We start from the raw sequence: 22,749 nt of genomic DNA, 5'->3' as shown, positions 1-22,749 counted from the left end.
TTCGTTTAATTACTAAATGAATGGAACCCGGCGCAGACCGCCGGGCGGGAGGCGGAGATGGGCGCAGACAACACGCTCCAGCTGGTGCTGGATGCCACTACCAACGTCCTGACGGCGATCTACACGCCGCCATCCGCCCCGGAGGGCGCCAACGCGCCCCCGGCCGCGCCGTCCGAAGGCGAATCGGCCGAAGCCTCGGACACCGTCATCGCCGCTCCGCTGGCCGCCACCCTGCCCAGCTGGGATACCCTGGCCGCCCTGGCCACTGCCCAGGGCTGGTCGACGGAGGCGCTGGACAACCACGCCGTCATCGCCTTCATCGACCTGTGCCGCCACGCCGCCGAACCGGTCCAGGTGCCGGTGGGCAAGCTGATCGACGGTTCGTTCGACCTGGAAGTGGACGCGACCTGCATGTCCGCCCTGGTCACCCTGCATCCGCCCAAGGGCGGCAAGCCGGTGGCCCTGGCCGTGCTGCGCCAGGCCATCGCCGACCAGGGCATCGTCCACGGCGTGCTGGAAAAGGAACTGGCCGAAGCCGTCGAGCGCGGCGGCGCGCAGACCGTGCTGATCGCGCAAGGCACGCCGCCCACGCGCGGCACCCCGACCCGCTTCGAGAGCCTGCTGGACCGCCTGAAGCCGCGCGCGCAGGAAATCGACGAACTGGCCCAGATCGACTACCGCGACCTCGGCAGCCTGTTGCTGGTGACCCCGGGCATGCCGCTGATGCGCCGCATTCCGCCGCTGCCCGGCATCGACGGCTGCAACGTGCTGGGCCAGCCGGTGCTGCCGGATGAACTGCCCGACACGCCGTTCAATGCCGAGATGTCCGGCGTCGAGATCGATCCGGAAGACCCCAACCTGCTGCGCGCCGCCATCGCCGGCTCGCCCAAGCTGATCCACCAGGGCGCGCAGGTCAATCCGGTGGTCGAGGTCGACGCGGTCGACCTGTCCACCGGCAACATCAACTTCCAGGGTTCGCTGCAGGTGCGCGGCGACATCAGCGCCACCATGGAAGTGCGGGTGACCGGCGACGTGGTCGTCAACGGCACCATGGAGGCCGCGCTGGTCGAGGCCGGCGGCAACGTCACGGTCAAGGGCGGCATCATCGGCATGGCCGAGGCCGTGGCGGACGGCGCCGGTGGCGGGGCCGCCAACACCGCCGCGCGCACTGCCCACATCGTCTGTGGCGGCGAAGTGCGGGCCCGCTTCATCACCAACGCCATCATCAGCGCCGGCCAGAACGTGGAAGTGGAACGCGAGATCCGCCAGAGCAGCATCGCCGCCGGCGGCAGCGTCAACGTCGGCCCGCCCAATACCCAGCAGACCGCCATCACCGGCGGTCAGACCCGCGCCCTGCAATCGGTGCGCGCCGGCACCATCGGTTCGCCGGCGGGCGTACCCACGCTGGTGCAGGCCGGCCTGGATCCGCATGCCGACATCAAGCGTTCGGCGCTGACGCGCAAGCGCCTGAAGATGAACGAGGAAAAGGCCAAGCTCGAGCAGCTGCTGCTGTTCCTGCACGCCAACCCCGGACGCGCCGCCGGCGACGTGGTCGAGCGCGCCCGCAACACCCACACCAAGCTGGGCCGCGACCTGATCGAACTGGACGAGGAAGAAGCCCAGCTGATCCGCGACCTGCAGCCGCTGCATACGGCCACCATCATCGCCGCGCGGCGCTTTTGCGGCGGCACCAAGATCCAGGTGGGCAACCGCATGCAGGAATTCCTGGAAGACCAGGTGGGAGGCAAGGCCGCCCTGGAAGAAGGCGAGATCGTCATCCGCTGACGCGCGCCCCGCGGCCTGGCCGGCCCCCGGCATCACGCCCCGGCGCCGCCCGGCCCGCGCCGGGATCGCGGCGCGATGCCGGCCATGCCCGCGCGGTCCGATCCCGCGTCCCTCCGGCCGGCAGCCCGCCTCAGGGCGCCAACTGCTTGAACCAGGCGCGCGGCGAAATGCCGCGGTCCGGCCCCAGGATCGAGAAACCGCCGTCCACGGGGATATCCACGCCCGTCATCCACGAGGCCGCGTCGGAGCAGGCGAAACACACCGCCGCCGCGATCTCCTCGCCCGAGCCGACCCGGCCCAGCGGATGGAAGTGCGCGCCGACCGCGTCGGCGGCTTCGCGCGAGCCGCCGGCCAGTTGTTCAACCGACGGCGACCAGGTCCACGCCGGCGACACCGCCAGCACGCGGATGCCGGCCGGCGCCAGTTCCACGGCGAAGTTCTTGGTGATCTGCAGCAAGGCCGCCTTGGAGGCCGGATACAGCGCGCGCCCGGCCGCGCCGAACTTGCCGCCGGTGCTGCCCAGGTTGACCACCACGCCGCCGCGCGGCAGCAGCGGCGCCGCCATCTGCGTGAAGATCGCGGCCGACACCAGGTTGGTGTCGAGCGTGGCGTGCCATTCCTCGCGGCTGGAGGCCAGCCCGCGATCGTTGTACTGGCAAGCGTTGTTCACCAGGATGTCGACCCGCCCGAAGCGCGCCAGCGCGGCATTCAGGCAGTGGCGGATCTGGTCGTCCTGGCCGATGTCGGTCTCGTGGAACAGCGCGCGGTCGCCGAGGGCGGCGGCCAACGCCTGCCCCGCCTGCGCGTTGCGCCCCACCAGCACCACGTTGGCGCTGGCCGCCGCCAGCCCGCGCGCGATGTCCGCGCCCAGCCCCTGGGTGCTACCGGTGACGATTGCGGTCTTGCCGGCCAGGCCGGGAAAGCCGGAAAAATCCATGATGTGTCCTTCGTTCAGTGCGCGGTGGCCGCCCAGCGCACCGCCTGCGCCACCGAGCCGGTCTGCGCGATCAGGCGCATGCTGGCCAGCGAAGCGTCATGCACCGCCGGATCGGCCGAAGCGCAGGCGTCTTCGGCCACCATGACATTGAAACCGATATCCGCCGCGTGCCGCACGGTGCCCTCGACCACCGAGTGGGTGGCCACGCCCGCCACCACCAGCCGGCGCGCGCCCAGCAGCCGCAGCGTCTCTTCCAGCGGCGTGCCGTAGAAGGCGCTGATGCGAGTGTGCTTAACGACAAACTCGCGCGGGCTGCCGGCCAGCGGTTGCAGGCCGTCGTAGAAGGCGCTGCCCCATTGCCCCTCGGCCACGGCGCCGATGCTGGCGACGTTGCGGAAGATGTCGCAGTTGGGCAGCAGGTCGGCATAGTCGGGCCTGAAGGCGATGCGCACGTGCACGATCGGCAGGCCATGGCTACGGGCGCCGTCGAGCAGGTCGGCGGCGCCGCGCAGCAGGCGCTGGCGCTCCGCGCCATCGGCGTCCAGCCCGACGCGGATCTTGCCTTCGGGATGCAGCACGTCGTTCTGGTAGTGCAGCGCCAGCACCGCGGCGTCGATCGCGCTCACACGAACACCTCGAACACGTCGTGCGCGTCGTCGCAGTTCACCAGGTCCACGCGCTTCATGCGGATGCGCCAGCCGTCGCCATCGGCGGCCAGCTTGTGGGTGTAGCGGCCGGCCAGCTGGCGCGGCTGGCGCTTGCGCCATTCGGTCATCTGGAACGCCGAGTGCACCACCAGGTTGCCGCCGGCATCCACGCCCTCGACCTGCACCGCGCCCACCAGCCGCGCGCTGCGCGTGGGCGGCTGCTGCGACCAGTTGCGCGGGTGTTGCAGCCGGCGGATGCGCACGTCGCGCAGCATGCGGTCTTCCCAGAACAGCGAGATATGGTCGTAGGGGCTGGCCTGGCCCGGCTCGCGCGGCATCCAGTACATGCCGTCGTCGGTCCACAGCGACTGCCAGTCGTCGTAGCGGCGCTCGTCCAGCAGCCGCGCCTCGCGGTACAGGAACTGGGCGATGCGGTGATAGGCCTCGGCCGGCACGTCGGCCGGCGCCAGGTTGGCGGTGGATACGTCGAATTCCAGGTCTAGCAGCATGCGCCTTCTCCTTGGCCGTGGGCGGGCGCCACGGGACCGGCCTCCATGTAGTTTTTCCAGGCGCGGAACTGGTTGCGCATCGGCAGCTCGCTGGTGCCGTTGACCGACACCATGCCGTCGGCGTCGCTGCGGTCGGTGCCATGGTAGCGGTGCATGCTGACCCACTCGCCGCCACGGGTGGCGTTGCCTTCCTGGCAGCGGTTGTAGAGCTCGATGTCGTCCGGCATGACGTTGGACGACGGCGAATTGATGACGTTGGCGTACAGCATGGCGCGTTTGAACACGCCGTCCGGCGCGCCCTTGCAGCGGAACGTCTGGATCTCGATCAGGGTGCGGTCGACAGCGATCGGCCGGATCACGCGGAACTGCTGGAACACCGTGTGCGGCGAGCCGCTGCCGTAGATGACGGTGTTGTGGCGGTTCATGCCGAGGATCTCGCGGGCGCGGTCGGCGCCGTAGGCCGCGGTCAGCGCCTCGAAATGGGCGCGCGACACCGGGTCGCGTTCAGCCGCGCCCGGGTTGAAGATGCCTTCCATGTAGCCGTGGCCGTTGTCGTAGGCGCGCAGCTCCAGCTTTTCCCAGAACTCGTAGGGCTCGCCGTTGCCGTCCATGATGTGCAGCTCGAACGGCATCTCGCCGATCTCCTTGGCTTCGTCGCGGGCGGCGGCAAAGGACGATTCGTGCGTCACGCGGGCGTGCATGGTGTCGTGCAGGTTCTCGTAGAACACCTTCCAGTTCGAGCGCTGCATCACGCGGAAGATGCCGCCGGCCACTTCCACTTCGCCCACCGGCGAGCGGTCGCACAGGTTGTCGATCGACGAACGCACGCCGCCCAGGAATTCCGCCAGGCCCTGGCCGTCACGCGCCTGGCTGGCGAAGACGAAGCCGCGATAGCTTTCCACGCGCGGCAGGCGCCGCATGGAGAAGCTGGGGTCGGTGGGATCGTAGGCGGTGCCTTCCAGCCCCTGCTTGAGCGGCACGCCGAGATGGCTGCCGTCGAGCTTGAAGGTCCAGGCGTGGTACGGGCAGCGGAAGAACTTGCCAACGCAGCCGTCGCCGTCGGCCACCACCTTGGCGCCCTTGTGCGGGCAGCGGTTGTACAGGGCGTGCACGCGGCCGTCGCTGGCGCGCACCATCAGCACGTCCTGGTCGCCCAGGCGCGTGGTGTGATAGTCGCCCGTCTTGGGCACCTGGCTCTCGTGGCCGACGTAGACCCAGGCGCGGCCGTAGATGCGTTGCATCTCCAGCTCGAAGATCGCCGGGTCGGTGTACAGGGCGCGGTGCACGCTGTCGCCGCGCACCATCTCGCCCAACTGTTGATCGCTATACGGCATGGCGGTCTCCTACTTGTTCTCGCTGTCTTTCCAGCGCGCCATCAGGGTGTTGGAAGGCAGGGTCTCGTCCAGCAGCTTCTGCGCGGTCTCGCGGCCGGCCACCGGCAGGCCCTTGGGGTCGAGCACGCCGATCTGCACCAGCACGCTGGCCTGGTCCCAGTAGATGTGTTCGTGGCAGAGCTTGTCGCCGCGGAACTTGACGATGGCCACCAGCGGAATCTCGACGTATTTGCCGGTGGGCGCGACGCCGGGCAGCAGCCAGTCGATCTCGGTGGTGTGAGTGAAGCAGAACAGCAGTTCGTCGACGATCTGCGTCGCGCCCACGGTGCGCGACAACGGCACCAGTCTGGTGTCGGGCGGATTGCTGTTGACGAAGTGGTGCTGGTAAAAGCGCGACAGCTCGCGGTAGCCCACGCCGCCGGTCATGGTGGGGATGTGGTTGACGTACGGCTCGGCCACCATGGTGGCCATGGTAGCGGCCACGTCACGGGTGCCGAACTCGTATTCGCAGTGCTTGTCCCACAGATACGAATAATCGAACTGCGGTCCGATCACGCGCTGCAGCGCGGCCATGCTGCGCTGGTGCGCCATCAGCGCCGACGGCTTGTCATAGTGCGCGCCGCCGGTGCGGGCAAAAGCGTGGTCCATGCCGGGGTACACGTACAGCTCGACGTTCGGCTTGCCGCCCAGCGCCTCCAGGATGCGCTGGCGCGCGGGCGGCGGACAGAAGCCGTCCTTTTCGGCGATGTGCAGCACCAGCCGGCCGCGCAGGTTGGCGGCTTCTTCCAGGCTGTCCTCGATGCCCACGCCGTAGTAGCCGATGGCTACGTCGGCATCGGTGCGGCAGGCGGCCAGGTAGGCCAGCTTGCCGCCCAGGCAATAGCCCAGCACGCCGGCGCCGCCCTGCTGCTCGGGCAGGGCGCGCAGCGCCGCCAGGGTCGCGGCAATGTCCTTGACGCCCAGCTCAACGTCGAAACGCTGATACAGCTCGAAGGCGCGCGGCATGTCGGCCGGGCCGTCGGTCAGCTGGATGCCGGGCTGCTGGCGCCAGAACAGGTCCGGCGCCAGCACCACGTAGCCCTCCTCGGCCAGCGACTGCGCGGTGCGGCGCATGAAGTCGTTGATGCCGAATATCTCCTGGCACAGCACCAGCCCGGGTCCGTGGCCCGAGGCCGGGACGGCCAGGTAGGCGCTGAATGATTTGCCGTCGTGCGAGGCGATGGTCACCTCGCGCGTCGTGATGGTTGCGGTCATGCGTCTCTCCTTGATGCGTGCTGATGCATGCGTCGCCTGCCTCACTTCATCTGGCAGGCGGCGGCGAACGGGTCGTGATACTGCGTCAGCACCGTGCCCGACAGCTTGTTGGCCAGCTTGCCGTCCGCGCCCTTGACGATGGTGCGCAGGTAGTAGTTCTGGATCGGGTACTGGTTGCGGTTGAACTTGAATTCGCCGCGCACCGACTTGAAATCGGCGCGGCGCAGGGCCGGGCGCAGCCCATCGGCGCCCAGCTTGCCGCCGGTCTGCCTGACCGCGCTGTCCAGCAGCATGGCGGCGTCGTAGCCCTGCGAGGCGTACAGCGTGGGGGTGCGGTTGTAGGTTTTCCTGAAGTCCTCGACGAACTTGCGGTTGGCCGGGTTGTCCAGGTCGGCCGCCCATTGCGACGAGTTATGCAGGCCTTCGATCGGCGCGCCCACCGCCGCGATCGTATCCTCGTCGCCCGAGAAGCCCGGCGCCAGCAGCGCGATCTCCTTGCCCAGGCCGGCGCCGTTGAACTGCTTGATGAAATTCACGCCCATGCCGCCGGGCAGAAAGAAAAACACGGCATCCGGCTTGCTGGCGCGCAGCCGCGTGATCTCGACGCCGTAGTCGAGCTGGCCGAGCTGGGTATAGATCTCTTCCGACAGACCGCCCTTGTACAGGCGCTTGAAGCCATTGAGCGACTCACGCCCGCCCGGATAATCCGGCGCGATCAGCGCCACCCGCTTGAAGCCCTGGTCGGCGGCGTACTTGCCCATGGCTGCCGGGATGTCCTCGTTCTGCCAGGCCACCGCGAAGAAATTCGGATTGCAACCCGCGCCGGCATAGTTCTCGGGCCCGGTGTTGGTGCTGAGGTAGATCGTGCCCGACTGCAGGATGGCCGGCATCACCGGCAGCAGCACGTTGGAAAACACGATCCCCGTCATGACGTCGACCTTGTCGCGCTTGAGCAGCCGCTCGACCGCCTGGCGCCCGGCATCGGCCTTCTGCTGGTCATCGGCCACCACCACCTCGGCCGGCAGGCCGCCCAGCTTGCCGCTGGTATGCTGCAGCGCAAGATTGAAGCCGTCGCGGATCTCATTGCCCAGCGCCGCGCCCGGCCCCGACAACGTGGTCAGCAGGCCGACCTTGATCTTGCCCGCCGCCGACGCGCCGCCGGCCGCCGTCATACAGCCCACCGCGACCAGCGCCGCCAGCGCGCGCCGGCGCCATAGTTTTCCGTTCATGAGCCACCCCGCAGGTATCCGCCGGCGCCGCCGGCGCAATGCTGACAGAATCCGTCTGCCGTCGGTACACCCAGCCACCGATGAGAACTGCCAGCTTACGCGCCACGGCGCCGCCTTCCAACAACCCCCAGCTTAGGACGGCCGGGCGCGCGGCTCTATCCGAATCGGCGCACGCCTATCCGGGATTCACTTAATTCCAAACGCTTGACGATTGCATTACGCTCGACGGCGATACGGGAGCGTTCCCGTCCCGGAGGCATCCATGCACGGCTGGTCCCGCATCGAGCTGGCGCCATTGCTCAAACGACGCGTCTTCAGTTCCACCCAGCCCGCCGAAACGCGCGAACGCGTCTCCGAAGCGCTCAAGGAACACCGCCTGACCTGGAAAGGCGGCCGTGTCGACGCCGAACTGAACCGCGCCCGCTTCGGCGCCCTGAGCGTCTGTACGCTGCGCTACGGCGCCGAAGTCCACATCGAACCCGACCGCTTGCAGGACTTCATGCTGGTGCAGGTGCCGCTGCGCGGCCGCGCCCGCATCGAATGCGGCACCGACTGCGTCGACGCCCACCCCGACTGCGCCGCCGTCATCGCCCCCAACCGCGCCCTGAAACTGCACTGGGAAGCCGGCTGCGAACAACTGCTGCTGAAGATCCCGCGCGGCAAGCTCGAAGCCATCGGCCACCGCATCTTCGGCGACGCCGCCGCCCGCCCCCTGGACTTCAGCCCCGCGCTACGCCTGGACACCCCCGTCGGCGCCGCCTGGCGCAGCATGATGACCAGCCTGATCCACCTGCTCCCCACCCTGGACGACGGCGCCCCAAGGCCCCCCGCCGCCTGGCTCGAACACCTGGAAGACACGCTCGTCCTGCACCTGCTCTACAACCAGCCCAACACCTGGCAACGCCACGCCGGACTGGCCCCCGCCCTGCCCCGCCGCGTCGCCCAGGCCGAAGCCTACATGCGCGCCCACCTGGCCGCCCCCCTGACCCTCACCGACATCGCCCGCGGCGCCGGCGCCAGCCCCAGCGCCCTCACCCGCCTGTTCCAGCAACACCGCGAGACCACCCCCATGCAGGCGCTACGCGTCCTGCGCCTGGACGCCGCACGCGAAAAACTGCAACAAGGCGCCTGTGAAAGCGTGACCGAGGTGGCGGTATCCGTAGGCATCAGCCACCTGGGCAGATTCTCCGAGTACTACCGCGACCGCTTCGGCGAACTCCCCCGCGAAACTTTCCAGGCCGGCAAATAGCCAGCCACCTGGCGCCATGCGCCAACCCCGCAGCCAAGGGCACAGAATCACTAACGTAGTAAAACCACTACATATGTGATAAACCACCCCGCAAGCGCGCAGCGTCATCCGCCCCCGCAAGACACCAAGTAAGCTTCAAAAGGCCGCCCGCGCGGCCGCCTTGAAGCGGGCCCCGCAAATCGCTCTGAACAAGAATTACCGCCGCTAAGATCGCCAAGAAACGCGTCCTCCCCGGCATCCGCCATTAATTCTTATCGTGAGCGGGTGACGGGGCAGGCGGGGGATGGCGGGGCGTGTAGATGCGCCCGACGGAATCTGAAGGAACAGCCGAAGGCTGTGACGAAGATGAGGAAGGGGCAGTCCGGAGCGAAGGCTCCGGACCGCAATCGTAGCCCCGCCATCCCCCGCCTGCCCCGTCACCCGTGGCTAAAGAACCCAACCCAGCGCATCACACGCCAGGCCGGCCCATACTCAAGCCGGCACAACAGCCGTAACTTCAATCTCCACCTTGGCCCGATCCTCCACCAGATCCGCCACCTCCACCGCCGTCATCGCCGGGAAATGCCTCCCGATCAATTCACGATAGTGCTTCCCGATCTCCGGATAAGCCGCCACATACGCATCCTTGTCCGTCACATACCACGTCATCCGCACGATATGCTCCGGCCTGGCCCCGCCCTCGGCGAGAATCGCCACGATGTTGGCCAACGTCTGCCGCACCTGATCGGCCAGATCATCCGACTCGAACTGCTGCTGCCCGTTCCAGCCCACCTGCCCGCCCACGAACACCAGCTTGCTCCCCACCGTCATCTCGGTCAGGATCCCATTCGAATAGCCCCGCGGCGCCATCCAATCCGGCGGTTGCAGAATCTTCATAACGTCTCATCCTATTTTCAAAAAACAAACACCAGGGCGGCCCCCGCCGAACTCACTCGGCGGCAACCAGATAATCCTGCATGCGCTCGCGCAGATCCGCCGGCAGCGGCATCGACTTCATCGTGCGCAGATCCACCGTCACAATCGTCAGCGTCGCCGACAGCCGCGACTGCCCGTCCGGCCCCTCGAACCGAACCAGCGCCTTGAACGACGCGCCGCCGATGCGCTGCACCTGCAGCGTCTGCCGCAGCTTCTCGTGCCAGCGGCTCGGCGCGCTGAAATCGCACGTCACCGACGCCATCGGCGTGCCGATATGGCGCTCCACGTGCAGCGCGTGGAATGGCAAGCCCATGCCCTTGTCGAACCACTCCTCGACAAAATCATTGATCATCTCGAAATAGCGCGGGTAGAAAACGATGCCCGCCGGATCGCAATGACGGAAGCGGACTTCAACCTGGCTGACGAACGGAGCTGCCATGGAATTTCCTTGATGCGGAATCAGGCCATCTTGCGCAGCGCGAAACGCTGCAGCTTGCCCGTCTCGGTGCGCGGCAGCGCGGAGACGAACTCGATGGCACGGGGATACTTGTAGGGCGCGATGTTGGCCTTGACGAACTGCTGCAGCGCCGCCACCAGCGCCTCGCTCGGCTCGAAGCCGGGCTTGAGCACCACGAACGCCTTGACCAGCTGGCCGCGCTCGTCGTCGGGCGCGCCCACCACGCCGCATTCGGCCACCGCTTCGTGGCGCAGCAGCGCGTCCTCGACCTCCGGCCCGGCGATGTTGTAGCCGGCCGAGACAATCATGTCGTCGTTGCGCGCCTGGTAGAACAGATAGCCGTCATCGTCCTGCACGAACGTATCGCCCGGCAGGTTCCAACCCTTCTGCACGAAACGCCGCTGGCGCTCGTCGGCCAGGTAGCGGCAGCCGGTCGGCCCCTTGATCGCCAGGCGCCCCACCGTGCCATTGGGCACCGGGTTCATGTCGTCATCCACGATCTGCGCGATATAACCGGGCACCACGCGGCCGATGGCGCCGCGGCGCACCGACTCGGGCGGGCTGGACACGAACACGTGGATCATCTCGGTGCCGCCGATGCCGTCGATCATCTCGATGCCGCTGGCCTCCTTCCACAACTGGCGCGTCGCGTCGGGCAGGGCCTCGCCGGCCGACACGCTCTTCTTGAGCGAGGACAGGTCGAACTTGCCCACCAGCGCCGCCATCTGGCGGTAGAACGTCGGAGCGGTGAAGACGATGGTGGCGCGGAAGTCCTGGATCAGTTGCAGCAGGCTTTCCGGCGTCAGGCGCTCGGCCAGCACGGTGCTGGCGCCGACCCGCAGCGGGAAGCACAGCAACCCGCCCAGGCCGAAGGTGAACGCCAGCGGCGGCGTGCCGCAGAAAATGTCGTCCGGGCCCGGCTTGATGACATGCTTGGGAAACAGGTCGCACATCGCCAGCACATCGCGATGGAAATGCATGCAGCCCTTGGGCGCGCCCGTGGTGCCGCTGGTGAAGGCGATCAGGCAGACGTCGTCGGCGGCGGTATCGCAGGCCGTGAAATCATCCGGCTTGGCCGCTGCCAGCGTGTCCAGCGCCTCGGGCGCCGTGTCGTTGAAATACACGATCTGCGCCAGCCCCGGGCAATGGTGTTCGTGATCCGGCTGGGCGCAGAACTGCGCCTCGTCCTTCAGGCGCACGTCGCACAGCACCGCCTGGATCTGCGCCTTGTCGATGATCTGCTTGAGTTCCTTGGCGCGCAGCAGCGGCATGGTCGGCACCGTCACCAGGCCCGCCTTGATGGCGGCCAGCCAGGACGCCGCCATCATCGGGTTGTTGGGACCGCGCAGCAGCAGGCGGTTGCCCGGCACCAGCTTCATGTCCTCGACCAGCACGCGGGCGATGCGGTTGGTCAGCGCCGCCAGTTCGCGATAGGTCATGGTGGCCGGCTTGCCGTCCTGCGCCCAGCGCAGCGCGACGCGCTCGCCGTGGCCACGGTCGACCATGGCATCCACCAGCTCAACCGCGCAATTGAAGCGCTTGGGATAGGCCACGTCGGGGCCGTCCAGCAGGAACTCGGGCCATTGTTCGCCCGGGGGCAGATTGTCCCGGGCAAAAGTGTCGATGTGGGCGGATACTTCCATGAAATTCCCCTTGCTGATGCGGTGTAGTTGACTGCCGAAAGCGGAAACTCGATGGTTTCTTCAGGCCTTCAGCAGTTCCCGGGCGATGATCAACTTCTGCACTTCGGTGGCGCCTTCGTAGATACGCAGCGCTCTGATTTCCCTGTAAAGCTTCTCCACCGGCATCCCCGACACCACGCCCGCGCCGCCGAACATCTGCAGCGCGCGGTCGATCACGGTCTGCGCCGATTCGGTGGCCGTCATCTTGGCCATGGCCGCTTCGCGCGTGGTGCGTTGTTTCTGCACGTCGCGCATCCACGCGGCGCGATAGGTCAGCAGCGCCGAGGCGTCGATGGCCGTGGCCATGTCGCCCAGCGCGGCCTGCGTCAGTTGCAGGTCGGCCAGGGTCTGGCCGAACATGCGGCGCGACCTGGCGCGCGCCAGGCCTTCGTCCAGCGCGCGGCGCGCAAAGCCCAGCGCGGCGGCCGCCACCGAGGCGCGGAAGATGTCCAGCGTCATCATCGCCAGCTTGAAGCCCTGCCCCGCCTCGCCCAGCCGCTGCGACACCGGGATGCGGCAGTTGTCGAAGGTGATGGTGGCCAGCGGGTGCGGCGCGATCAGCTCGATGCGCTCCGAGATCTCGAAGCCCGGGGTGTCGGCATCCACCACGAAGGCGCTGATGCCGCGCGCGCCCGGCGCCTCGCCGGTGCGGGCGAACACGCAGTAGAAGTCGGCGATGCCGCCATTGGAAATCCAGGTCTTGGCGCCGTTGAGCACGTAGTGATCGCCCTCCAGCCGGGCCTCGCAGGCCAGCGCGGCCACGTCCGAGCCGGCATCCGGTTCGGACAGCGCGAAGGCGGCGATCGCCTCGCCGCGGGCCACGCGCGGCAGGTAGCGCTGGCGCAGCGCGTCCGAACCCATCAGCGAGATCGCGCCGCTGCCCAGGCCCTGCATGGCGAAGGCGAAGTCCGCCAGGCCCTCGTGGCGCGCGAAGGTCTCGCGCAGGATGCAGACCGAACGCGAATCGACCTCGGGCAGCGCGCCGCCCCAGGCGCCGCCGGGGCCGCCGGCGACCGCGTAGCGCAGCCAGCCGGCCTGGCCCATGGCCTTGACCAGCTTGCGGCAGGCGGCGTCGGCGTCGTGGTGGTCGACGTCTCCCAGGGCGCTTTCGCACCAGCCGTCGACCTCATGCGCCAGCTTGCGGTGGGCGTCGTCGAAAAAGGGCCAGTCCAGCCAGCTTGCGTCGCGCATCATCAGTTCCCCTCGAAGACCGGCTTCTGTTTGGCAACGAAGGCCTCGTAGGCGCGATGGAAATCGCGCGTCTGCATGCAGATGGCCTGGGCCTCGGCTTCGGCCTCGATGGCCTCGTCCACGCCCATGTTCCATTCCTGGTGCAGCAGTTTCTTGGTCACGCCGTGGGCGAAGGTGGGGCCCGCGGCCAGTTGCGCGGCCAGCCTGGCGGCGGCCTCCATCAGCGCGTCGGACTCGTGCAGGGCGTTGAAGAAGCCCCAGCTGGCGCCTTCCTCGGCCGTCATGGCGCGGCCGGTGTACAGCAGTTCGGAGGCGCGGCCCTGGCCGATCATGCGCGGCAGCAGCGTGCAGGCGCCCATATCGGCGCCCGCCAGGCCCACCCGGGTGAACAGGAAGGCGGTGCGCGCGGCCGGCGTGCCCAGGCGCATGTCGGAGGCCAGCGCCACCATCGCGCCAGCGCCAGCGCAGACGCCGTCCACCGCCGCCACGATCGGCTGCGGGCAGGCGCGCATGGCCTTGACCAGGTCGCCCGTCATGCGGGTGAAGTCCAGCAGCTCGGGCATGCTCATCTTGGTCAGCGGCCCGATGATTTCATGCACGTCGCCGCCGGAGCAGAAGTTGCCGCCGGCGCCCGTCACCACCACTACCTTGATGTCGGTTGCGTACACCAGCGCGCGGAACAGGTCGCGCAGCTCGGCGTAGGAATCGAAGGTCAGCGGGTTCTTGCGCTCGGGCCGGTTGAGCGTGATGGTGGCGACCTTGCCGTCGGCCGACACCTGCCACAGGAACGTCCGGGCCTGGTAGCCGGCCAGCGGGCGCTTGTGGTGCTTCATGGTGTGCTCTTCGGGCTGCGTGCTCATGGTGTCTCCGTTCTGGAATCGTAGGGGTGGGCGGCGGCTCAGCCGGTCATCACTTCGCCGCCGTCGACGGCGATGGCCTGGCCGTTGATGGACGACGAGGCCGGCAGCGCCAGCCAGGCGACCGTCTCGGCCACTTCGTCGGGCTGCACCAGGCGGCCCTGCGGGTTGCGCTCGGCCAGCTTGGCGCGGGCGGCTTCCGGCGTCATGCCGGTCTTCTCGACGATATTGGCGACCGCGCCGCGCACGATGTCGGTCTCGGTATAGCCGGGGCAGACGGCGTTGACAGTGACGCCCTTCTGCGCCGTCTCCAGCGCCAGCGAGCGGGTCAGGCCGATCACGCCGTGCTTGGCCGCGCAGTAGGCGCTGACGTAGGCGTAGCCGATCAGGCCGGCGGTGCTGGCCACGTTGATGACGCGGCCCCACTTGGCGGCCAGCATGCCGGGCAAGGCCGCCTGGATGCAGTGGAAGGTGCCAGTCAGGTTGACTGCCAGCATCGACTGCCACAGCGCCGCGTCGGTGCGGTCGAAGCGCTGGCTGACGGCCTGGCCGGCGTTATTGACCAGCACCAGCACCGGACCCAGTTCGGCCTCGGCCTGGACAAAGGCCTGGCGCACCGAGGCCTCGTCGGCGATGTCGGCGCTGACCGCCTGCACCTGGCCCAGGCTGGCCAGACTGTCGACGGCCGCCTCCAGCGCGCCGCCGTCGCGGCCCAGCAGCGTGACGCGGGCGCCGCGCGCCAGCAGCGCGCGGGCGCTGGCCAGGCCGATGCCGCGGGCGCCGCCCGTCACCAGCGCGTGGCGTCCGGCCAAGGGAAGGGAGGACGTGCTCATTTGATGTCCAGTTGCGCCATGGCGGCGGCGCGTTCGAAATTGGTTTCCAGCTGGCGCTTGCCGGCGAAGTACTGGCTCGGCCAGCTCACGTCACGATAGCCCACGCGGGCCGATTCGCGCAGCGTCCAGGAGGCGTCGGCCAGATGGGGACGGGCCAGCGCGCAGAGGTCGGCGCGGCCCGAGGCGATGATGCCGTTGGCGTGGTCGGCCTCGAAGATGGCGCCCACCGCGATGGTGGGGATGCCGGCCTCGTTGCGCACGCGGTCGGCGAACGGCGTCTGGAACATGCGACCGTAGACCGGCTTTTCTTCCTTGCTGACCTGGCCCGACGAGCAGTCGATCATGTCGGCGCCAGCGGCCTTGAAGTGACGCGCGATCTCGACGGCGTCATCGGGCGTGATGCCGCCCTCGACCCAGTCGCTGGCCGAGATCCGCACCGACATCGGCTTGTCCTCGGGCCACACGGCGCGCACCGCGCGGAACACTTCCAGCGGGAAGCGCAGGCGGTTTTCCAGGCCGCCGCCGTATTCGTCGTCGCGCCGGTTGGTCAGCGGCGAGATGAAGCTGGACAGCAGATAGCCGTGGGCGCAGTGCAGTTCGAGCCAGTCGAAGCCGGCGGCCTGGGCGCGGCGCGCGGCGGCCACGAAGTTGTCGCGCACGTCGTCCATGTCGGCGCGCGTCATGGCGCGCGGCGTCTGCGACACGCCTTCGATGTACGGCAGGGCCGAGGCCGACAGCAGCGGCCAGTTGCCTTCGGCGAGCGGATGGTCGATCTTCTGCCAGCCCAACTGCGTCGAGCCCTTGCGGCCGGCATGGCCCAACTGCACGCCGATGCGGGCGTCGCTGTTGCCGTGGACGAAGCCGACGATGCGGGCGAATGCCTGCTGCTGCTCGTCGTTCCACAGGCCCGGGCATCCCGGGGTGATGCGGCCGTCGGGCGAGACGCAGGTCATTTCCACCATCACCAGCCCGGCGCCGCCCATGGCGCGGGCGCCCAGGTGCACCAGGTGGAAGTCGCCCGGCACGCCGTCGGTGCAGGAATACATGGCCATCGGCGACACCAGGATGCGGTTCTTGAGCTTGACGCCGCGCGCCTGGTACGGCGTCAGCATGGGCAGTGGCGGCCGCTGGCCGGCCGGCGCCTGGGCGCCGGCATGCTCGGCGATCCAGCGCTCGAAGCCTTCCAGCCAGGCCGGATCGCGCAGCCGCAGGTTTTCGTGCGAGATGCGCTGCGAACGGGTCAGCAGCGAATAGGCGAATTGTTCGGGTTCGAGTTCGGCGTAGCGCGCCACGTTCTCGAACCACTCGGTGGAGTTGCGGGCGGCGTTCTGGATCTTCAACACTTCGACGCTGCGCACTTCCTCGTAATGCTTCAGGCCGCGCTCGACGCTGCCTTCGGCGCCGCTCAGGCAGCGCGCCAGTTCGATGGCGTCTTCCAGCGCCAGCTTGGTGCCCGAACCGATGGAGAAGTGCGCGGTGTGCGCCGCGTCGCCCATCAGCACCACCGGCACGGCGCGCTTGCCGCGGCGGGTTTCCAGCTGGTTCCAGTGGACCCAGGTGTTGCAGATGACGCGCGGGAAGCGGATCCAGATGGCCGAGCCGCGCAGATGCGAGGCGTTGCTGACCAGGGGATTGCCGTCCAGCCAGGGCGCAAACAGTTTTTCGCAGTAGGCGATGCCTTCTTCCTGGCTCATCTGCTCGATGCCGGCGGCCTGCCAGGTTTCCTCGGGCGTTTCGACGATGAAGGTCGACATGCCGTCTTCGTAGCGGTAGGCGTGCGCCTGGAACCAGCCGTGCTCGGTCTGCACGAAGGCGAAGGTGAAGGCATCGAACACCTTCTTGGTGCCGAGCCAGACGAAGCGGCAGCGGCGCTGGTCGATATCGGGATGGAAGGTGTCGGCGTAGCGGGTGCGGACCTGGCTGTTGATGCCATCGGAGGCGATGACGAGGTCGGCGTCGTATTCGCGGGCGATGGCCTGGTCGTCCTGGACGAAGTTCTCGAACACCAGTTTGACGCCAACGTCTTCGCAGCGCGCCTGCAGGATGTTGAGCAGCTTCTTGCGGCCGATGCCGATGAAGCCATGGCCGCCGCTGCGGATACTGCGGCCTTTGAAATGGATGTCGATGTCGTCCCAGTGGTTGAAGGCGTCACCGATGGTCTGGGCCGAAACCGGATCGGCTTCGCGCAGGTTCTGCATGGTGGCATCCGAGAACACCACGCCCCAGCCGAAGGTGTCATAGGGCCGGTTGCGCTCGATCACGGTGACTTCGTTGGCCGGGTCTTGCAGCTTCATGAGCAGACCGAAGTACAGGCCGGCGGGACCACCACCAATGCATACGATTTTCATTGCCGTAACGCTCCAAGAAGTGCGGCCCGGAAGCTTGGGGCGGGTCGCTGCTATTTTTAGGCCTTGATAGTTTAGGCTTGAAATATATACCTGGAATGGGAGGATCGCAAATGGGGGAAACGTGGGGGTGGATTTTGGGGACGGGTTTGGGGTGCTGGGGGGATTGGCAGTGGGGGTGGGCGTCGGTTGATCTTCGTAGGTCGCCCCTCGGGCGGGCGGACCCGATGGCGGGCGCCCACGATTGCGGTCCGGAGCGTTCGCTCCGGACTACCCCATCGTCATCCTCGTACGCCTTCGGCTCCCTACGGATTCCCTCGGGCGCATCGAGGTTGCCCGCCATCGGGTCCGCCCGCCCGAGGGGCTACGTGCGTCTAGGCTTGTCGCGCTGCTGGATCTGTGTGCGGGGAATGGGATCTGCGGGGCTGCCAGTTGCGGCCGCGCGGGCGGCCACAACTGGCGTCTGTGCATTTGAACGTGTTGCGGGTGCGCTGCGCGCTGGCGGTGGGCGGTTTTCTAATGGTTCCGCACGTCAGGGGGAGGGGCGGTGGTGGTCGGCGCGGCGTAAAGCGTTCTGCGTGGGACGACCTCTCGCGCCGACCACAAACAGGCGTGGTGCGGGCGGTGTTTCATTGGCGCATGATTGCGATGTGCCCACGCCGCCAGGCTGCTCGTGCTGACTCGGCGGCATGTTACGCATGACGCGCCCTCCCGCCGACCACAAGCCGTCGGGATGCCAACAGACTATCAATAGCAAACGGTTCCGCCGTCCCCACACGCGAGAGCGTCATCATTCCGACGCAAGACATCGCGTAAGCCGCAAAAGGCCGCCCGCGCGGCCGGCTTGCGGCGGGCCCCGCAAGACCCTCCCTCCAGCCCCGATGTGCGCCAAAACGCCAAGCACACCGTCCGCCCCAAAGCCCGAGGCTAAGCCTCATCGCGAGCGCGTGGCGGGGTCGGTGGGGGATGGCGGGGCGTGTAGATGCGCCCGGCGGAAACCGTAGGGAGCCGAAGGCGGACGAGGTTGAGCCCGGGGCAGTCCGGAGCGAACGCTCCGGACCGCAATCGTAGCCCCGCCATCCCCCACCGACCCCGACACGCGCGCCTTAAGAACCCCCCCGCGAAAAAAATGCAAACCGCTCACCCCCTAGCCCGCAGCCACTCCTCAAGATCCCCCGCCGGCAACGGCGGCGAAAACAGAAACCCCTGCCCCGCCGCGCACCCCTGCTCGATCAGGAAGCGCCGCTGCTCCTCATTCTCGATCCCCTCTGCCACCACCGGCAGGCTGAGGCTCTCCCCGATCCGGATCACCGCGCTCGTCAGCGCCCGGGCCGCGTCATCGCTCTCCAGCCCCTGGACGAAACTGCGGTCCAGCTTCAGTTCGTCCACGATCAAGCGCCGCAAATGCCCCAGGCTGGAATAGCCCGTGCCGAAATCGTCCATCGACAGGCGCACCCCCAGGCGGTGCAGCTCCGCGATCGTGCGCAGCGTGCCCGCCGTGGCGTCGAGCACCACGCCCTCGGTGATCTCCAGCATCAGGTCCGACGCCGCCAGCCCGAACTCGGCCAGCGTCGCCGCAATCATCCGCGGCAGGTTCAGGTTGTGGAAATTGGTCGCCGACAGGTTCACCGACACCGATGGCACCCGCAACCCGTTGTTGCGCCAGATCGACAGCTGCGAGCAGGCCTCGCGCACCGCCCAGTCGCCCAGGTCGCCGATCAGCCCGCACTCCTCGGCCAGCGGCACGAACCGGGCCGGCGAAATATCGCCCAGCGTCGGATGGCGCCAGCGGGCCAGCGCCTCCACGCCATACAGGCTGCCATTCTTCAGCCCCACCTGCGGCTGGTAGTGCAGCCGCAACGCGCGGCCCTCGAGCGCATCGCGCAATGCCGCTTCCAGCGCCAGGCGTTCCTGGGCCTGGCGGTTCATCTCGGCGCTGAAGAACGAAATGCGGTTGCGCCCGGCTGTCTTGGCCTGGTACATCGCCATGTCGGCGTGGCGCAGCAGCGTGTCCATGTCGCGGCCGTTCTCCGGGAACACGCTGATGCCGATGCTCACCGACGGATTGAGCGTGATGCCGCCCGCCACGAAGGGATGCGACAGCGACACCAGGATGTGCTCGGCGGCGGCCGTCAGGCGGCCATGCTCGAAATCGGGCATCAGCATCACGAACTCGTCGCCCGACAGGCGGCCGACAATATCCGTGGCGCGCGCCAGGCGGCGCAGGCGCTGGGCGATGTCGCGCAGCAGCGCGTCGCCGATGGGATGGCCGAGCGTGTCGTTGACCTGCTTGAAGCGGTCCAGGTCCAGGAACAGCACCGCCACGCGCTTGCGCTCGGGCTCGGCGCGGGCGATGGCCTGTTCGGCCTGGGCCAGCAGCAGGTTGCGGTTCGGCAGGCCGGTCAGTTCGTCGTAGAACGCCAGCTGGCGGATGCGGGCGCGGGCCTCTTCGCGCTCCAGCGCCAGCGCGCACAGGTACACGCATACGTCGACCAGGCGATGATGGAAATCGTCCGGCAGGCGGCGTTCGCGGAAGTAGAAGCCGAACGTGCCGATCACGCGACCGTCGCTCGACTTGATCGGCGAGGACCAGCAGGCCTTGATGTCCTCCGGCAGCGGCAAGTGGCGGTAGTTGTCCCACAGCGGGTCGGTGGCGATGTCGGGCACGATCACCGGGCGCCCCAGGAAGGCCGACGTGCCGCAGGCGCCCGCCTGCGGCCCGATGGCCTCGCCGTCCAGGGCGTCGGCGTAGGCGGGCGGCATGCTGGGCGCGGCCAGCGGGCGCAGCTTGCCGGCCTCGTCGACCCGCAGCACCGTGGCCGCGACCTCGGGCGCCAGGCGCTCGACCTCGCGACAGACCATGTTCATCACTTCCACCACCGAGGCCTCGTTGACCATGGCCTGCAGCACCCGCCGTTGCAGCACCTCGTGCACCTTGGTGGGCGTGATGTCGGTCAACACGTCGACGATGTTGACCAGCGATCCGCGTTCGTCGAACACGGAATTGGCCATGACCGACACCCATAGCGGCTTGCCGCCCCGGTCATACACCAGCACATCCTTGTGATAGCCCTCGCGGCAGGCGATGCGGCGGTCCAGTTCCTCGCGCGTGCCGCCGTCGGGCCGGCCGCCGGCCAGCAGTTCGCCCAGCTCCTGCTCCAGCGCGTCGGCGCGCGAGAAGCCCAGCATGCGCTGGAAGCCGTCGTTGACGTAGACAATGCGGCCATCGCGGCCCGACACGGCCACGGCGTTGCCGGTTTCGTTGATGCCCAGCAGCAGCAGGCGGATTTCCTCCTGGCGCTCGGCGTCGGCGATGGACTTGCGCGAGATGACCGCGATGCGGCGGACCTCGCCGCTTTCGTCGCGCATCGGCAGATAGGTGGCCTCGATCCACACCGAGGTGCCGCTGCGCTTGCGATAGCGGCAGGTGCCCGAGAAGAACTCGCCACGACGCAGCCGCGCCCAGATCTGCTCGGCGCTGGCGATGCCCTTGCCTTCGTCCATGCTGTCGCACAGCAGGTCGTGGCGCAATCCGGCCACATCGGCGCGGGAATAGTCGAGCGCGGCCAGGAAGTTGTCGTTCGCGTTCAGGAGGGAGCCGGCGGCATCGAAGTCGAACAGCAGCAGTGCCCGGTCCATCGTCGCCAGATAGTTGCCCACCTGCCACGCGGCGCCCTGCGGGGCCGCGCTCGAACCGCCTGGATGAGAATCAAGCATAAGGGGCTCCATACCGGAAGACAGCGGCTCCGGGTTCATTCAGCGCCGGGGGAATCCAAGTGCGACGCGGTCGCGTCCGTCCTGCTTGGCCAGGTACAAGGCCTGGTCCGCCCGGCTGAGCGTTTCTGAAAAGGTTTCTCCGAGCTGGTGATAGGCCATGCCGATGCTGACCGTCAGGCGCAGCACGTCGGCGCCGACGTCGATGGCCAGGGCGCGCACCGCGCCGACCAGCCGGTCCATCACGCCCTGCGCCGTTTCCGGCGGCGTGGCCGGCAGCAGCACCAGGAATTCCTCGCCGCCCCAACGGCCGCACAGGTCGTATTCACGCACGCTGTGGCGCATCGCGCCGGCCAGCTCGACCAGGGCGCGGTCGCCGACTTCGTGGCCGTAGCGGTCGTTGACCGCCTTGAAGTGGTCGACGTCGAGCATGGCGACCACGAAAGCCTGGCCGCCGCGGGCCGCGCGCTGCACTTCCTGCTTGATCAGCTCCATCAGGGCGCGGCGGTTCAGCAATCCGGTCAGCGGATCGCGGCGCGACGTTTCTTCCAGCGTCGCGTTCAGGTCGCGCATCATGTTCTGGTAGTGGTCGGAGATGCGCGCAATGCGCGCCAGCCGCCGTAGCTGGCGGTCGAACTGCTCGCACAGCCCCATTTCACGCTGGTGCGCCATGGACTGGTAGGCGTCCGACAGGTGCGTGATGCGTTCGATCCGCGACATCTGCTCGGCGGTGTGGCGCCACAGGTCCTGCAAGGCCTCGCGCAACGGATGCCCGGCGTAGGCCGGATCCGCCAGCAAGGCGGCGATGCGTTCGTCCAGCTCGGCGTTGCCGGGCTTCATTGGCGGCCGACGACCGAGAATGGGAAGGTGCAGTCTTCCTTGAACTCCTCGGCCAGTTCGCCGACGCGCTCGTTGCGCATGTCGTAGAACCAGGTCACGCTGACGCCGCGGCCCTTGGCGTGAGCGGCTTCCAGCAGATCGAAGATGTCCATCACGGACTTGATGCTGCTGGTGTTCAGGTACAGCAGCTCCAGTTCCAGGTTGAGCGGCGCCGTGCCGTTGAGCAGGTAGGCTTCCACCCACTCGATGACGGGGCCGAACAGTTCGAAGGAATTCTCCGGGTAGGAGTCGCCGCGCATCGCCAGCACGCCGGCGGCGGCGTCGGCGGTGATGGCGGGCGTGGACTGGGTCCCGGGAATGTTCAGGTCTTTCATCAATAACTCCGAAAAGGGTCTATGGCTCGCGGGCGCGGTCAGATCACGACGCTCAGGCTGAAGAAGGCCCGGCCCTCGCCCGCCGCGGGCGTCAGGCTGGCTTCCAGCGGCGCGCCGGCGCGGCGGGCGATATCGATCAGGCCCAGTCCCGCGCCCGAGGCCACGCCGGGCGTGCGCGGCTTGTGCAGCTGGGCCTTGTATTCGGCCTTCAGGGCGGCCTTGTCCAGCGCGGCCAGCTGCTGGATGCGGGCCACCAGGTTGTGGCCGTCCTCGGCCTTGACCAGGTTGCCGGCGGAGACCACGTAGCGGCTCTCGTCGCGGCGGCCGATGACCACGGTGGCGGCGGCGTCGGCGTCGCCGTTCTGCGCGGCGTACTGGCGGATGTTCTGGATCATCTCGATGTACACCGAGAACACGTCCATGGCTTCGGCCGGCCGCGCATGCTCGGCGTTCAGGTAGTTCTTCAGCGCATTGCCGATTTCCTCGATCAGGCTGCGGGAGATCGGCCCGTTGAAGCACAACAGCGTGCGATTCTGGTCGAACCGCTCGCCCAATGCGTAGAGATCGGAGGCATTCATGGGAGTTACCGCCCTGATA

General features: G+C 68.1%; 19 protein-coding genes. 2 read left to right on the top strand and 17 right to left on the bottom strand.

From position 1 onward, the window contains the following. Positions 1-57: 57 nt before the first annotated feature. Positions 58-1,785, top strand: a complete 1,728-nt coding sequence (locus ACUTAG_RS17520) for a DUF342 domain-containing protein (protein WP_024067662.1) — start codon at positions 58-60, stop codon at positions 1,783-1,785. 130 nt (positions 1,786-1,915) lie between these two features. Here ACUTAG_RS17520 and ACUTAG_RS17515 read toward each other — a convergent pair whose 3' ends face one another. The 6 genes from ACUTAG_RS17515 to ACUTAG_RS17490 are packed head-to-tail and all read right to left on the bottom strand — an operon-like array spanning position 1,916 to position 7,695. Further along, positions 1,916-2,722: an SDR family oxidoreductase gene (locus ACUTAG_RS17515; RefSeq protein WP_020925296.1), complete on the bottom strand. Its 807-nt coding sequence runs from the start codon at positions 2,720-2,722 to the stop codon at positions 1,916-1,918. Positions 2,723-2,736: 14 nt separating this feature from the next. Next, positions 2,737-3,348 carry a cysteine hydrolase family protein gene (locus ACUTAG_RS17510; RefSeq protein ID WP_020925297.1) on the bottom strand — a complete coding sequence of 204 codons (612 nt, stop codon included), beginning with the start codon at positions 3,346-3,348 and terminating at the stop codon, positions 2,737-2,739. After that, positions 3,345-3,878 carry an aromatic-ring-hydroxylating dioxygenase subunit beta gene (locus ACUTAG_RS17505; protein ID WP_020925298.1) on the bottom strand — a complete coding sequence of 178 codons (534 nt, stop codon included), beginning with the start codon at positions 3,876-3,878 and terminating at the stop codon, positions 3,345-3,347. The genes ACUTAG_RS17510 and ACUTAG_RS17505 overlap by 4 nt, the downstream gene beginning before the upstream one ends. Further along, positions 3,869-5,212, bottom strand: coding sequence for an aromatic ring-hydroxylating dioxygenase subunit alpha (locus ACUTAG_RS17500; protein ID WP_148319519.1), 1,344 nt, complete (start codon positions 5,210-5,212; stop codon positions 3,869-3,871). The genes ACUTAG_RS17505 and ACUTAG_RS17500 overlap by 10 nt, the downstream gene beginning before the upstream one ends. Before the next feature lie 9 nt (positions 5,213-5,221). After that, positions 5,222-6,466, bottom strand: a complete 1,245-nt coding sequence (locus ACUTAG_RS17495) for a dienelactone hydrolase family protein (protein ID WP_058665310.1) — start codon at positions 6,464-6,466, stop codon at positions 5,222-5,224. A 41-nt stretch (positions 6,467-6,507) separates the two neighbouring features. Further along, entirely contained in the window at positions 6,508-7,695 is a 1,188-nt protein-coding gene (locus ACUTAG_RS17490; RefSeq protein WP_148319517.1) for an ABC transporter substrate-binding protein, read from the bottom strand. 262 nt (positions 7,696-7,957) lie between these two features. Here ACUTAG_RS17490 and ACUTAG_RS17485 point away from each other — a divergent pair, with 262 nt between their 5' ends. Further along, complete coding sequence (locus ACUTAG_RS17485) at positions 7,958-8,944, top strand: AraC family transcriptional regulator (RefSeq protein ID WP_054479707.1); 987 nt, start codon at positions 7,958-7,960, stop codon at positions 8,942-8,944. Between the two features lie 471 nt (positions 8,945-9,415). Here ACUTAG_RS17485 and ACUTAG_RS17480 read toward each other — a convergent pair whose 3' ends face one another. The 11 genes from ACUTAG_RS17480 to siaB form a co-directional block, all read right to left on the bottom strand. Further along, positions 9,416-9,820, bottom strand: coding sequence for a RidA family protein (locus ACUTAG_RS17480; RefSeq protein ID WP_006388562.1), 405 nt, complete (start codon positions 9,818-9,820; stop codon positions 9,416-9,418). 52 nt (positions 9,821-9,872) lie between these two features. After that, entirely contained in the window at positions 9,873-10,298 is a 426-nt protein-coding gene (locus ACUTAG_RS17475) for an acyl-CoA thioesterase (protein ID WP_148319515.1), read from the bottom strand. 20 nt (positions 10,299-10,318) lie between these two features. Then, the gene (locus ACUTAG_RS17470; RefSeq protein WP_058665312.1) at positions 10,319-11,959 is read right to left on the bottom strand and encodes an AMP-binding protein; all 1,641 of its coding nucleotides are present in this window, start codon (positions 11,957-11,959) and stop codon (positions 10,319-10,321) included. 60 nt (positions 11,960-12,019) lie between these two features. Then, positions 12,020-13,189 (bottom strand): acyl-CoA dehydrogenase family protein, encoded by a 1,170-nt coding sequence (locus tag ACUTAG_RS17465; protein WP_020925305.1) that lies wholly within the window; start codon positions 13,187-13,189, stop codon positions 12,020-12,022. Positions 13,190-13,191: 2 nt separating this feature from the next. Then, complete coding sequence (locus ACUTAG_RS17460; RefSeq protein ID WP_047993559.1) at positions 13,192-14,049, bottom strand: enoyl-CoA hydratase family protein; 858 nt, start codon at positions 14,047-14,049, stop codon at positions 13,192-13,194. 38 nt (positions 14,050-14,087) lie between these two features. Beyond that, on the bottom strand, positions 14,088-14,879 hold the full coding sequence (locus ACUTAG_RS17455) for an SDR family NAD(P)-dependent oxidoreductase (protein WP_020925307.1): 792 nt from the start codon (positions 14,877-14,879) through the stop codon (positions 14,088-14,090). Continuing rightward, positions 14,876-17,227, bottom strand: coding sequence for a bifunctional salicylyl-CoA 5-hydroxylase/oxidoreductase (locus tag ACUTAG_RS17450; protein ID WP_148319513.1), 2,352 nt, complete (start codon positions 17,225-17,227; stop codon positions 14,876-14,878). The genes ACUTAG_RS17455 and ACUTAG_RS17450 overlap by 4 nt, the downstream gene beginning before the upstream one ends. Before the next feature lie 1,137 nt (positions 17,228-18,364). After that, positions 18,365-20,941, bottom strand: coding sequence for a sensor domain-containing protein (locus tag ACUTAG_RS17445; protein ID WP_223203282.1), 2,577 nt, complete (start codon positions 20,939-20,941; stop codon positions 18,365-18,367). A 39-nt stretch (positions 20,942-20,980) separates the two neighbouring features. Then, complete coding sequence (gene siaD, locus ACUTAG_RS17440) at positions 20,981-21,778, bottom strand: biofilm regulation diguanylate cyclase SiaD (protein WP_006388554.1); 798 nt, start codon at positions 21,776-21,778, stop codon at positions 20,981-20,983. Next, on the bottom strand, positions 21,775-22,152 hold the full coding sequence (gene siaC, locus ACUTAG_RS17435; RefSeq protein ID WP_006388553.1) for a biofilm regulation phosphoprotein SiaC: 378 nt from the start codon (positions 22,150-22,152) through the stop codon (positions 21,775-21,777). Before siaC ends, siaD begins: the two co-directional genes overlap by 4 nt. Before the next feature lie 38 nt (positions 22,153-22,190). After that, on the bottom strand, positions 22,191-22,730 hold the full coding sequence (gene siaB, locus ACUTAG_RS17430; protein WP_006388552.1) for a biofilm regulation protein kinase SiaB: 540 nt from the start codon (positions 22,728-22,730) through the stop codon (positions 22,191-22,193). Positions 22,731-22,749 lie beyond the last annotated feature (19 nt).

This window comes from Achromobacter sp. CSND-B12 (genome assembly GCF_052906545.1).
Note: the sequence above shows the minus strand (reverse complement) of the source record. Positions and strands in the feature narration are given on the sequence as shown.